This window comes from Xenorhabdus bovienii SS-2004 (assembly GCF_000027225.1).
GTDB lineage: Bacteria > Pseudomonadota > Gammaproteobacteria > Enterobacterales > Enterobacteriaceae > Xenorhabdus > Xenorhabdus bovienii_C.
Genome location: NC_013892.1, coordinates 1,922,633 through 1,938,010, shown reverse-complemented (window position 1 = coordinate 1,938,010; position 15,378 = coordinate 1,922,633). Strand labels below are relative to the sequence as shown.

At 57.8% G+C, this 15,378-nt stretch carries 1 protein-coding gene and 1 pseudogene (1 of these 2 running past the window's edge); both read left to right on the top strand.

Going from position 1 to position 15,378, the window contains the following annotated elements; translation table 11 throughout:
• Positions 1 to 8,875 carry the 3' end of a non-ribosomal peptide synthase/polyketide synthase gene (locus XBJ1_RS08370; protein ID WP_012988445.1) on the top strand. The gene continues 20,069 nt to the left of window position 1, outside the view, so 8,875 of the gene's 28,944 nt are visible here — the last part of the coding sequence; the start codon falls outside the window, past its left edge; its stop codon occupies positions 8,873 to 8,875.
• Positions 8,872 to 15,378: pseudogene (locus XBJ1_RS08360) on the top strand (amino acid adenylation domain-containing protein); the annotation flags it as partial. The gene XBJ1_RS08370 and the pseudogene XBJ1_RS08360, both read left to right, overlap by 4 nt.

Sequence of the window (15,378 nt, the reverse complement as noted above, 5' to 3'; positions counted from 1 at the left end):
TGGTCGTGACGATGTGGTCTTTGGCTCTGTGCTGCTGGGTCGCCTTCAAGGAGGCGCGGGCGCCGACCGAATACTGGGGATGTTTATCAATACGCTGCCGGTGCGAATTTCTCTGGCCGGCCGCAGTGTGCAGGCAGTGGTACAGTCCACCTATCGCAGTCTGACAACCTTGCTGGAGCACGAGCAGGCACCATTAGCGCTGGCACAGCGCTGTAGTGGCATGGCGCAGTCGATACCGCTGTTCAGTACTTTGCTCAATTATCGTCACAGCCAGACCAGCGAGTCCGATGCGGTTGAGACGAGTCGGGCAGGTATGCGTATTGTCGCCACAGAGGAGCGAACCAACTATCCGCTCATCCTGTCGGTGGATGATCTGGGAGCCGGTTTCCATCTGACGGCTCAGGCCGTGGCCGGAATCGATCCGACCCGCGTCACCGCCTATCTGGTTACCGCCATCAGCGGTCTGGTCGATGCCCTGATTCTCGACCCGCAACGATGGATTCAGGATGTACCGATCCTGCCACCTTCAGAGCGGCAACAACTGTTGATGGATTTCAACGCGACTCAGACAGACTTCCCGCAGGACGCCCTGATCCATCAACTGTTCGAAGTTCAGGCGGCGCGTTATCCTGATGCTATCGCCGTGGTGTTTGAGGATCAGAGACTGAGCTATGGTGAACTGAACCGCCGCGCCAATCGTCTGGCTCATCATCTGATCGCCCTCGGTGTACGCCCGGATGATCGGGTGGCGATTTGTCTGGAACGCAGCTTAGAACTGGTGGTCGGCCTACTCGGTATTCTCAAGTCAGGTGGTGCCTACGTGCCGCTCGATCCAACCTATCCGGCCGAACGGCTGGCCTATATGCTCGATGACGCAGCACCGGTAGCCTTACTGACCCAAACGACACAGGCCGATATGCTGGTTCATTCCGTGCCCACAGTGGTGCTTGATGGTTCGGAACCGGCAATGGCAGTACAACCGACCCACAATCCGGACGTGCAGGCACTGGGTCTGACATCACGTCATCTGGCGTATGTCATCTACACTTCCGGCTCCACCGGATTACCCAAGGGAGTGATGGTCGAGCACCGCAATGTCCTGCGCCTGATTATCAATAATGGTTTTGCCGATATTGGCCCCGATGACTGTATTGCCCATTGCGCCAATGTTTCATTCGATGCAGCCACCTGGGAGGTGTGGACGGGTTTAGTGCATGGTGCACGTATCCTGTTGATCCCGGAAAAAACCTTACTACAACCCGACTATTTTGGTCAGTGCTTAGCATCGGAAGGCGTCAGTGCGCTTTTCCTGACAACTGCGTTGTTCAATCAATACGCGAGTTTGATAGCCTCATCATTGTCGGGTTTACGTTATGTCCTTTTCGGCGGTGAACAGATCGATATCCGTCCTGCGATCCACCTTAGAGCCGATTATCCGCCACAGCATCTGCTGCATGTGTATGGACCAACAGAGACCACCACCTTCGCCACCGCCTATGAAATTCCATTCACTGAAAGCGAATGGAAGACAATTCCCATCGGCCAGCCGATTGCCAACACCCGGATCTATATTCTGGATACACAAGGGCAGCCTGTTCCTCTCGGTGTCGCCGGCGAAATCCATATCGCCGGCGCAGGTGTTGCCCGCGGCTACCTGAACCGCCCCGAACTTACCGCCGAGCGCTTCCTTACCGATCCGTTCTCTTCAGATCTTGACGCTCGTATGTACAAGACCGGCGACCTCGGCTACTGGCGACCCGACGGCAACATCGAATACCTCGGCCGCAATGATCTTCAGGTTAAACTGCGTGGCTTCCGTATCGAGCTGGGTGAAATCGAAGCCCGGCTGGTGCAATGTCACGGGGTACGCGAGGCGGTGGTGCTGGCGCGTGAAGACGAACCGGGTCACAAGCGTCTGGTCGCCTATCTGCTACCACAGGCCGGCGTTGAACTGGTGCCGGCTGAACTGCGTCAGCAACTCAGCCGGCACATCGCAGAATACATGCTGCCCAGTGCCTTTATGATGCTCGACGCTTTCCCGCTCACTCCCAACGGCAAAATCGACCGTCCGGCATTCCCCGTGCCTGATCAGTCCGCCATCGTGATGCGCGGCTATGCCAACCCGATCGGCGAAACGGAAACCGCTCTGGCGCAGATCTGGCAAGACCTGCTGGGGCTGGAGCAGGTCGGGCGTCACGACCATTTCTTTGAACTCGGTGGCCATTCGCTGCTTGCCGTCCAGCTGGTGGCACGCGTGCGCCAAGATCTGGCGCGGGAGTTGCCGCTACAGCAACTGTTTGACCTGCCCATTCTGACAGATTTGGCTCAGGCACTCAGCGGAGCGGCGACAACCACTCAGGTCGTTATTCCCGCCGCCGATCGCAACCGGCCGCTGCCGTTGTCTTTCGCCCAGCAGCGACTGTGGTTTCTGGGTCAGCTCGATCCGGCCGCCAGTCTGGCTTACCATATCCCGGTAGCGCTGCGCCTCACCGGCCAGCTTGACCGCCACGCGCTGACTACTGCACTCGAACGCTTAATTGCCCGGCATGAAAGCCTGCGCACCGGCTTTGTCCTAATCGAGGGTCAACCCTGCCAGCATATCGCTCCCGCCGACATCGGCTTTGCCCTGCTCTATCAGGATCTGCGCCCGCTGGAGCCGGCGATGCACACCCCCCGTATCGCCGAACTTGCCAGCCTTGAGGCACAGACACTCTTTGATTTTGCTCAGGGCTCACTTATCCGCGGCCAACTGCTGCAATTGACGGATGAAGCGCATTTGTTGCTGCTTACCCTGCATCATATTATCTCTGACGGCTGGTCCATCGGCGTACTGATACACGAACTGAACGCCCTCTACCGCGCCGCTCTCGACGGCCACGATGATCCCCTGCCGCCGCTGTCTCTCCAGTACGCCGACTATGCGGTCTGGCAGCGAGACTGGCTGCAAGGAGCCGCTCTCACTGAACAACGCGACTTCTGGTACTCACAGCTTCAGGACGCCCCGGCCTTATTGACACTTCCCACCGACCGGCCACGCCCGTCAGTACAGACCTATGCCGGCGGACGGGTATCTTTCCAGTTCGATGCTGCCTTGCTGGCGTCGCTCAAAGGGTTAGGACAACGCCATAACACTACCCTGTTTATGACCGTGCTGACCGCCTGGGGCATCGTTCTCGCCCGGCTCAGTGGTCAGGATGATATTGTTATCGGCACTCCGGTCGCTAACCGCCCGCACCGCGAGCTTGAGAACCTGATCGGTTTCTTCGTCAATACCTTAGCCTTACGCGTCACATTCAGTGACACTACCCGTGTAGCCGGGTTGCTTGCGCAGGTTCGTGAGTGCGCGCTCGACGCTTATGCTCATCAGGATCTGCCCTTTGAGCAGGTGGTGGAAGCGTTACAACCCGAACGTAACCTGAGCTACAGCCCGGTCTTCCAAGTCATGCTGGCCTTAAACAACACCCCGGCTCAAAACCTGATATTGCCCGGTCTCCAGCTTGCATCAATTGAACAGACACACCATAGCGCACACTTTGACCTGACGTTATCGCTGACTGAAACCGAGTCGGGTCTGGCGGGTGATCTGGAATATGCCGCCGATTTATTCGACTCTGCGACCGTTGAGCGCATGGTCGGCTATCTGGAGAATGTACTGACGGCAATGGCAAGCGATGCGACCCAGACCATTGCCGGTCTGCCGATGCTGTCGACCCCAGAACGGCAACAGTTGCTGGTGGACTTCAATACCACCCAGACGGACTTCCCGCAGGACGCACTGATCCATCAACTGTTCGAGGCTCAGGCGGCGCAGCGTCCCGACGCCACCGCCGTGGTGTTTGAGGATCAGGTGCTCAGTTATGACGAACTGAACCGCCGCGCCAATCGTCTGGCGCACCACCTGATTACCTTGGGTGTACGTCCGGACGATCGGGTGGCAATTTGTCTGGAACGCAGTTTGGAATTGGTGGTGGGATTACTCGCTATCCTCAAGGCAGGCGGCGCCTATGTGCCGCTCGATCCGGCCTACCCGACCGAGCGACTGGCGTATATGCTCAATGATGCTGCGCCGGTAGCCTTACTCACTCAGGCGGCACAGGTCGGCACACTAGCCAGCACCGTGCCTACAGTCGTACTCGATGGCCAAGATGCGTCCCTGATGGCGCAACCGACTCATAATCCGGACACGCAGGCACTGGGGCTGACGTCACGTCATCTGGCCTATGTGATCTACACCTCCGGCTCCACCGGATTACCCAAAGGGGTGATGGTCGAGCACCGGAATGTCCTTCGCCTGATTATCAATAATGGTTTTGCTGATATTGGCTCCGATGACTGTATTGCCCATTGCGCCAATATTGCGTTTGACGCATCAACATGGGAAATCTGGTCTGCCCTGCTGAACGGGGGACGTTTGCATGTGGTTTCACCCTCAGTGCTGTTCGATCCGGTACGATTCCGCGATTCGCTGATCAAGGGACAAGTTACCGCCCTCTGGTTGACGGTCGGTTTGTTCAACGAGTATCTCAGCGATATCCAGCCCCTGTTCGGGCAACTACGCTACCTGCTCATCGGCGGCGATGTACTTGACCCGCAGAAGATCCGGCGTACACAGTTGTCTGAGTTTCAGCCGGCACACCTGATCAACGGCTATGGTCCAACGGAAACCACCACATTTGCGGTAACCTACACCATTGCTTCTCCCGTCGATGTGACCCGTTCCATTCCTATCGGCCGTCCGATCGCTAACACCCGGATCTATATTCTCGATTCGCTGGGGCAACCCGTTCCCTTCGGCGTAGCCGGCGAGATCCATATTGCCGGTGCCGGCGTTGCCCGCGGCTACCTGAACCGCCCTGAACTGACTGCCGAACGCTTTCTTGCCGATCCGTTCTCTTCCGATCCGGATGCCCGCATGTACAGAACCGGCGACCTCGGCCGCTGGCGCCCCGACGGCAACATCGACTATCTCGGCCGCAATGATTTTCAGGTTAAACTGCGCGGCTTCCGTATCGAACTCGGCGAAATTGAGTCCCGACTCACGCAATGTCACGGGGTGCGCGAAGCGGTGGTGTTGGCACACGAAGACGAGACAGGCCACAAGCGTCTGGTCGCCTATCTGCTGCCACAGACCGGTATTGAACTGGTTCCCGCCGAACTGCGTCAGCAACTCGCCCAACACCTTGCCGAGTACATGCTGCCCAGTACTTTTATGGTGCTTGAGGCTTTCCCGCTCACCCTCAATGGCAAACTTGACCGTCAGGCGCTCCCCGCCCCTGACGCGTCCGCCGTGGTCACACGCGGTTATGCAGCTCCGACCGGTGAAATAGAAACTGCTCTGACGCAGATTTGGCAAGACCTGTTGGGATTGGCGCGGGTCGGCCGTCACGATCATTTCTTTGAACTCGGCGGCCATTCGCTGATGATCGTCAGCCTGATCGAACGACTACGTGACCTTGGTTGGCGACTCGATGTCCGCAATGTGTTCGCTGCCCCCGTCCTTGCCGAAATGGCACAGGCTGTTCAGAGCGACGCTGACGCCTTTGTCGTACCGCCTAACCGTATTCCTGAGGGCTGCACTGCCCTCACCCCCGACATGCTGCCCCTGATCTCCCTGTCTCAGGCCGAAATTGAGTCCATCGTCGGGACAATTCCCGGTGGAGCAAGCAACGTGCAGGATATCTATCCGCTGGCGCCGTTGCAGGAGGGTATCCTGTTTCATCACCTGCTACAGGCACAAGGCGATACCTATCTGTTGCAGAGTCTGATCGCTTTCGACACGCGCGAACGCCTCGATATCTTCCTGGCCGCGTTGCAACAGGTCATCGACCGCCACGATATCCTGCGTACCGCTGCCTGCTGGCAAGATCTCACACAACCGGTTCAGGTGGTCTGGCGTCAGGCGCCGCTGTGTATCAATCGTTTCACCCCGGCTACGGCGGACGACATTCCGGCTCAGTTACGTGCCCACACTGATCCACATCTGCACCGTCTTGATCTGAGCCGCGCGCCGCTGTTCGCCGCCGATATCGTCCACGATCCGGCACAGAATGAATGGCTGCTGGCTCTGCGCTTCCACCATCTGGTCAGCGACCATATGACGCTGGAACTGATTTTTGCTGAGATTGCCCAAATTCAGCAGGGGCACACCGAGACGTTGCCTACGGCACTGCCCTACCGCAATTTTATCGCCCAGACTCTGAACGTGCCGACGACAGCACATGAGGCTTATTTCCGTACCCAGCTCGCTGACGTTGAGGCGCCGACAGCACCGTTCGGCGTACTCGCGATGCCGGGCGATAGCCAGCCCGTTGCCGAAGCCCGTCTCTCGCTCGCTCCCGATCTGGCGGAGGCCATCCGCGTCCAGGCCCGGCGTCTGGGGGTCAGTCCGAGCGTACTGTTCCATGTCGCCTGGGCTCAGGTGCTAGCGCAGACCAGCGGCCGTGATGACGTGGTCTTTGGCTCCGTGCTGCTGGGCCGGCTACAAGGGGTCGCGGGTGCTGACCGAATACTGGGGATGTTTATCAATACCCTGCCCATGCGGGTTTCTCTGGCCGACCGCAGCGTGCAGGAAGTGGTTCAGGCCACCTATCTCAGTCTGACGACGCTGCTGGAGCATGAGCAGGCACCATTAGCACTGGCACAACGCAGCAGTGGCGTAGCCCAACCGATGCCGCTGTTCAGTGCTCTGCTTAATTATCGTCATAGCCAAACCAACGAATCCGAAGCAATTGACACGACTTGGGCGGGCATGCGCATCGTCGCAATCGAAGAGCGAACCAACTATCCGCTCACTCTGTCGGTGGATGATCTGGGGCTAGGTTTCCATCTGACCGCCCAGACCGTGGCCGGAATCGATCCGGCTCGCGTAACTACTTATCTGGCCACCGCCCTCAACGGTCTGGTCGATGCCCTGATTCGCGACCCGCAACAGCCAATCCTGCAAGTTTCCATCCTGCCAGCCTCTGAGCGGCAACAAATTGTGGTTGATTTTAACGCCACTCAGGCAGATTTCCCGCAGGACGCGCTGATCCACCAGCTGTTCGAAATTCAGGCGGCGCACAGCCCCGCGGCTACCGCTGTGGTATGCGGGAACCAGACGCTCAGTTATGACGAACTGAACCGCCGCGCCAATCGTCTGGCTCATCACCTGATCGCTCTGGGACTACGGCCGGACGATCGGGTGGCAATTTGTCTGGAACGCAGCCCGGAAATAGTGGTCGGACTGCTCGCTATCCTCAAGGCGGGCGGTGCCTATGTCCCACTCGACCCGGCTTATCCGACCGAACGACTGGCGTATATGATGGATGACGCCGCCCCTGTGGCCTTGCTGACCCAGACGGTGTGGGTTGACAGGCTGATCAGCCCCGTACTCACAGTGGTGCTCGACGGCCAGAAATCGGCTATAGCAGCACAGCCAGCCCACAATCCGGAGCCACAGAAGCTGGGGCTGACGTCACACCATCTGGCGTATGTGATCTACACTTCCGGCTCTACCGGACTGCCCAAAGGGGTGGCGATCACTCACCGCAATACGGTGAATTTCCTCACCTGGACGCAGCGGACTTTCAGCCCGGAGGAATTGGCGCATACCCTTTTTGCCACCTCGCTTAATTTTGATTTAGCGGTGTTCGAATGCTTTGCACCGCTGCTCTCCGGCGGCACAGTTCATCTCGTTCCGGATGTGCTGTCACTGATCACCACCGAACAACCGGTCAGCCTGATCAATACGGTGCCGTCAGCTATCACACACTTGATCGAAGTTAACGCGGTTCCCATCACCGCCCGGACGGTCAATCTGGCCGGCGAAGCATTGAAACCGCAGGTCGTTGAGCATTTGTTTGCCCGCTCATCCGTACAGGACGTATGCAATCTGTATGGTCCCTCTGAGACAACGACTTATTCAACCTGGATACGGATGAACCGGACGGAGGGCTTTATCAGTCATATCGGCCGCCCGATCGCTAATACCCGGATCTATATTCTCAACTCCCACAGTCAGCCTGTTCCTCTTGGTGTGGCCGGTGAAATCCATATCGCCGGTGCGGGTGTTGCCCGCGGCTACCTTAACCGGCCTGAACTGACTGCCGAACGTTTCCTCGCCGATCCGTTCTCCGCCGATCCGGATGCCCGCATGTACAAGACCGGCGACCTCGGCCGCTGGCGCCCCGACGGCAACATCGACTATCTCGGCCGTAATGACTTTCAGGTTAAATTACGTGGCTTCCGCATTGAACTGGGAGAAATAGAATCTCAATTGATGCAATGTCACGGCGTGCGCGAAGCAATCGTTCTGACGCGTGAAGACGAACCGGGTCATAAGCGTCTGGTCGCCTATCTGCGGCCTCTGGATGGTGTTGAGCTGGTTCCGGCTGAACTACGCCAACGGCTCGCCCAGCATCTCGCCGAGTATATGCTGCCCAGCGCTTTTATGACGCTCGACGCCTTCCCGCTGACTCCCAACGGCAAACTCGACCGTCAGGCGCTCCCTGCCCCCGACGCGTCCGCCGTGGTGACGCACGGCTATGAATCCCCACAGGGAAGAATAGAAACCGCTCTGGCGCAGATCTGGCAAGACCTGCTGGAGCTGGTACGCATCGGCCGTCACGACCACTTCTTTGAACTCGGCGGCCACTCACTGATGGTCGTGCAATTGATAACACGTATAAAAGCCAAATTCCTGGTCGATATTCCCCTCACTTCATTGTTCCTTTCCCCAAAATTAGCGGAACAGGCCAACATCATCTTTTCAGCGCAAATGAGTGCGGTAGGGGAAAACGATATTGAGTCGCTACAAAACTCGCTGGATTTAATGTCAACAGAAGAATTACTGGCAATGTTAAACGGGGACAATAACCGCGGAGACAATAACCAATGACAAGGATTAACATGAATCTCGATGACCTGAAACGGGCTGTTCTAGAGAAGAAAATTGAAGAACAATTGAAAGCCCGCGGAGGTCAGCAGCAACGGCCATTGATTGAACAGGTAAATCGACATCAGCCTCTGCCGTTGTCCTTCGCCCAGCAGCGGTTGTGGTTTCTCAGCCAGCTCGATCCTGCCGCCAGTCTGGCCTATCACATGTCGGTGGTACTGCGTCTCACGGGTCAACTTAACCGCGATGCCCTGACCACCGCACTCAATCATCTGGTCGTCCGGCATGAGAGCCTGCGTACCCGCTTCGTGCTGGTCGAAGGCCAGCCCTGCCAGCACATCGATCCCACCGACGTCAATTTTGCCTTGTCCTGTCAGGATCTGCGCCCGCTGAACCCGGCAATGCACACCCGCCGTATCGCCGAGCTCTCTGCCCTCGAAGCACAGACCCCCTTTGACTTTGTCCGCGGCCCACTGATCCGCGGTCAACTGCTGCAACTGACAGACGAATCACATATGTTGCTGCTTACCCAGCACCACATCATCGCCGACGCATGGTCCGTCGGTGTACTGGTACATGAACTGGGCGCTCTCTACCGCGCCGCCCTCAACGGCCACAGCGATCCTTTACCGCCGCTGCCCATTCAGTACGCCGACTACGCCGTCTGGCAGCGTAACGGGTTACAGGAAACCGTCCTTACTGAACAACGTGGCTTCTGGTGTACTCAACTTCAGGGTGCCCCGACCTTGCTGACACTCCCCACCGATCGGCCACGTCCGTCGGTGCAAACTTATGTCGGCGATCAGGTCTCTTTCCAGCTCGATTCCACCTTACTGGCATCGCTTAAGGAACTCGGACAGCGCCACCATACCACCTTGTTTATGACCGTACTGACCGCGTGGAGCATCGTCCTCACCCGGCTCAGTGGTCAGGATGACATTGTCATCGGCACTCCGGTCGCTAACCGCCCACACCAAGAATTAGAGGGACTGATCGGTTTCTTCGTCAATACTCTGGCCCTGCGCGTCACGCCGGGTGATGCGTTTCGTGTGTCCGATCTGCTCGCACAGATCCGTGAGCGGGCACTTGCGGCCTATGCCCATCAGGATCTGCCCTTCGAACAGGTAGTAGAAGCGCTACAACCCGAACGCAGCCTGAGCTACAGCCCGATATTTCAGGTGATGTTGACCTTAAACAACACCCCGGCTCAAGATCTGGCACTACCGGGTCTACAGCTCTCTCTGGTTGAACAGGCGCGTTATAGCGCCCATTTCGATCTGACGTTATCACTGACCGAAACCGAAACCGGCCTGACTGGTGATCTTGAATATGCCTCGGATCTGTTCGATCCAACGACTGCCGAACGTATGATAGAGTACTTTAAGCAGGTGCTGACGGCGATGGCCGCCGATGCGACACAAACTATCGCACGCCTGCCAATCCTGCCGGCTTCGGAGCGGCAACAGTTGCTGAACGATTTCAATGCCACCCAAGCGGACTTCCCGCAAGACGCCTTGATCCACCAATTATTCGAAGCCCAAGCAGCACACTCCCCTGATGCCACTGCCGTGGTGTTTGAGGATCAGACACTCAGCTATGGCGAACTGAACCGCCGCGCCAATCGGCTGGCCCATCATCTGATCGCCTTAGGTGTACGCCCGGACGATCGGGTGGCAATTTGTATCGAACGCAGCCCGGAGCTGGTGGTGGGGTTACTCGCTATTCTCAAGGCCGGCGGCGCCTATGTGCCACTCGATCCGGACTATCCGGCCGAACGGCTGGCCTATATGCTCGATGACGCGGCACCGGTGGCCTTACTGAGCCTGACAGCACAGGTTGGTAAACTGGCCAGCCCCGTCCCCACCGTGGTGCTCGATGCCCAGAAACTATCCCTGACGGCACAACCGAGCCACAATCCGGACGCTCAGGCGCTGGGGCTGACATCACGCCATCTGGCATATGTGATCTACACCTCCGGCTCCACCGGATTACCCAAGGGGGTGATGGTCGAGCACCGCAACGTCCTGCGTCTGATCATCAATAATGGTTTTGCCGATATTGGTCCCGATGATTGTATTGCCCATTGCGCAAACGTCTCATTTGATGCAGCCACCTGGGAGGTGTGGACGGGTTTAGTGCATGGCGCACGTATCCTGTTGATCCCGGAAAAAACCTTATTACAACCTGATTATTTTGGTCAGTGTTTATCATCGGAAGGTGTCAGTGCGCTTTTCCTGACAACCGCGTTGTTCAATCAATACGCGAGTTTAATCGCGCCATCATTGTCGGGTTTACGTTATGTCCTTTTCGGCGGTGAACAGGCTGATATCCGTCCTGCGATCCGCCTTAGAACCGATTACCCGCCACAGCACCTGCTACATGTGTACGGGCCAACGGAAACCACCACCTTTGCCACGGCCTATGAAATCCCACTGACTGAAAGTGAATATGGAAAAATTCCCATCGGTCAGCCGATTGCCAACACCCGGATCTATATTCTGGATACCCAAGGGCAGCCCGTTCCTCTCGGTGTCGCAGGCGAAATCTATATTGCCGGTGCCGGTGTTGCCCGTGGCTATCTGAACCGCCCCGAACTGACTGCCGAATGTTTCCTCACCGATCCATTCTCCGCCGATCCGGATGCCCGTATGTACAAGACCGGCGACCTCGGCCGCTGGCTTTCTGACGGCAATATCGAGTATCTCAGCCGCAATGACTTTCAGGTCAAACTGCGTGGCTTCCGTATTGAGCTGGGCGAGATCGAAGCCCGATTGGTGCAATGTCACGGCGTACGCGAAGCCGTGGTTCTCGTCCGCGAAGACGAACTGAGCCACAAGCGTCTGGTCGCTTATCTGCGGCCTCTGGGCGGTGTTGAACTGGTGCCGGCCGAACTGCGTCAGCAACTCGCCCGGCACCTTGCCGAGTATATGCTGCCCAGCGCCTTTATGACGCTCGATGCCTTCCCGCTCACCCCCAATGGCAAACTTGACCGTCAGGCGCTCCCTGCCCCCGATTCGTCCGCCGTAGTGGCGCGTGGCTATAAAGCTCCGGTCGGTGAGGTAGAAGCCGCTTTAACCCAGATCTGGCAAGATTTGTTGGGACTGACGCAGGTCGGCCGTCACGATCATTTCTTTGAACTCGGCGGCCATTCGCTGATGATCGTCAGTCTGATCGAGCGGCTACGCGGCCTCGGCTGGCGGCTTGACGTCCGCAGCGTGTTCGCCGCCCCCGTGCTGGCCGAGATGGCAAAAACCATACTGGCACATCAGGACGACACCGACACTTTCGTGGTACCACCTAACCACATTCCCGAAGGTTGTACTTCCCTCACCCCCGATATGCTGTCCCTCATCTCACTGTCTCAGGCCGAGATTGATAGCCTCATCAGCTCCATCCCCGGTGGAGCCAGTAATGTGCAGGATATCTATCCACTGGCACCGTTGCAGGAAGGCATCCTGTTCCATCACCTGATGCAGGCACAAGGTGATACTTATCTGTTGCAGAGCCTGATTGCCTTCGGCACCCGCGAGCGTCTCGATACTTTCCTGACCGCCCTGCAACAGGTCATCGACCGTCACGATATCCTGCGTACCGCCGCCTGCTGGCAGGGATTATCGCAGCCGGTTCAGGTGGTCTGGCGTCAGGCACCGCTGTGTATCAATCGCTTCACCCCAACTATGGCGGATGACGTTCCGGCTCAGTTATTGGCTCACACCGATCCGCGCCGGCATCGTCTCGACCTGAACCGTGCACCGCTGTTCGCCGCTGATATCGCCCACGATCCGGCACAGAATGAATGGCTGTTGGTTCTCCGTTTCCACCATCTGGTCAGCGACCATATGACGCTGGAGCTTATCTTTGCCGAAATTGCCCAAATATTGCAGGGACAGACTGAGACACTCCCCACAGCGCTGCCTTACCGCGACTTTATCGCCCAGACCCTGAATGTACCGGCCGCAGTACACGAAGCCTATTTTAGCGCCCAACTCGCCGACGTCGACGCCCCCACAGCGCCGTTCGGTATGCTCACGATAACGGACGATAGCGAATCCATCGCCGAAGCCCGTCTCCCGCTCCCCCCCGACCTGGCGGAAGCCGTCCGCACCCGGGCCCGCCGTCTGGGGGTCAGTCCGAGTGTGCTGTTCCATGTGGCTTGGGCTCAGGTACTGGCACAAACCAGCGGCCGCGATGATGTGGTCTTTGGCTCCGTGCTGCTGGGTCGTCTGCAAGGAAGCGCGGGCGCCGACCGAGTACTGGGCATGTTTATCAATACCCTGCCGGTACGAATCCCTCTGGCCAGTCGCAACGTGCAGGCAGTGGTACAGGCCACCTATCACAATTTAATGACGCTGCTGGAACATGAACAGGCTCCGTTAACACTGGCACAGCGCTGTAGTGGCGTGGCTCAGCCGATGCCGCTGTTCAGTGCCCTGCTTAATTACCGTCACAGCCAAATTGGCGAAGCAGAGGCGGTTGACACAACTTGGGCAGGCATGCGCATCATCGCGACAAAGGAACGAACCAACTATCCGCTCACCCTGTCGGTGGATGATCTGGGAGCCGATTTCTATCTGACCGCTCAGGCCGTGGCCGGGATCGATCCGGCTCGCGTAATCGCCTATCTGGTTAATGCTATCCGCGGACTGGTTGATGCTCTGGCTCACGATCCACAACAATTGATTCTGGATGTGCCGCTCCTGCCACCGGCAGAGCGGCAACAACTGCTGGTGGACTTCAACGCCACCGAGACGGACTTCCCGCAGGACGCCCTGATCCACCAGCTATTCGAGGCTCAGGCAGCGATCCGGCCAGCCGCAACAGCCGTAGTGTACGAAGACCGGACGATGAGCTATGACGAACTGAACCGCCGCGCCAATCGACTGGCTCATCATCTGATCGCTCTGGGCGTACGGCCGGATGATCGGGTGGCAATTTGTCTGGAACGCTGTCCGGAGCTGGTGGTCGGCCTGCTCGCTATCCTCAAGGCGGGCGGCGCCTATGTGCCGCTCGATCCGACCTATCCGGCCGACCGGTTAGTTTATATGCTCAATGACGCAGCGCCGGTGGCTTTACTCACTCAGGCGGCATGGATTGACCGGCTGGACAGCCCCGTGCCGGCGGTAGTACTCGACACCCAAGAGTCATCTCTGGCGGCGCAGCCAGACTACAACCCGGACGCTCAGGCTCTGGGGCTGACGTCACGCCATCTGGCGTATGTGATCTACACCTCCGGCTCCACCGGATTACCCAAAGGGGTGATGGTCGAGCACCGCAATGTCCTGCGCCTGATTATCAATAATGGTTTTGCCGATATTGGCCCCGATGACTGTATTGCCCATTGCGCCAATGTTTCATTCGATGCGGCTACCTGGGAAGTGTGGACGGGTTTAGTGCACGGCGCACGTATCCTGCTGATCCCGGAAAAGACCCTCCTTCAACCCGACTCTTTTGGGCAGCAATTAGCATCGGAAAGCGTCAGTGCACTCTTCCTGACAACTGCATTGTTCAATCAATACGCGAGTTTGATCGCGCCGTCATTGTCGGGTTTACGTTATGTCCTTTTTGGTGGTGAACAGGCTGATATCCGTCCTGTGATCAATCTTAGAGCCGATTACCCTCCACAACATCTGCTGCATGTGTACGGGCCAACAGAAACTACCACCTTCGCTACAGCTTATGAAATCCCATTCACGAAAGGCGAATATGGAAAAATCCCCATCGGTCACCCGATTGCCAATACCCGGATTTATATTCTGGATACCCAAGGCCAGCCCGTTCCTCTTGGTGTCACCGGCGAAATCCATATCGCCGGTGCCGGGGTTGCCCGTGGCTACCTGAACCGTCCCGAACTGACTGCCGAATGTTTCCTCACCGATCCCTTTGCCGCCGATCCGGGCACCCGCATGTACAAAACCGGCGACCTCGGCCGCTGGCTTCCCGATGGCAACATTGAATACTTCGGCCGCAATGACTTTCAGGTCAAACTGCGCGGCTTCCGCATTGAACTCGGCGAGATCGAAGCCCGACTGGTGCAATGTCACGGTGTGCGCGAAGCCGTGGTTCTGGTACGCGAGGACGAACCGGATAACAAGCGTCTGGTCGCTTATCTGCGGCCGCTGGACGGTGTTGAACTGGTGCCGGCCGAACTGCGTCAGCAGCTCGCCCAACACCTTGCCGAGTATATGCTGCCCAGCGCTTTTATGGTGCTTGATGCTTTCCCGCTCACTCCCAACGGCAAACTTAACCGTCAGGCGCTCCCCGCCCCGGACGCATCCGCCGTGGTAGTACGCGGCTATGAAGCCCCGCTCGGCGAGGAGGAAATCACTCTGGCTCAGATCTGGCAAGACCTGTTAGGGCTGGAACGGGTCGGTCGTCACGACCATTTCTTTGAACTCGGCGGTCACTCGCTGATGGCCGTGCAATTGACAACGCGCATACAAACCGAATTTCTGGTCGATATCCCCATCGCCTCGTTGTTTCTTTCCCCCAAATTGGCGGAACAGGCC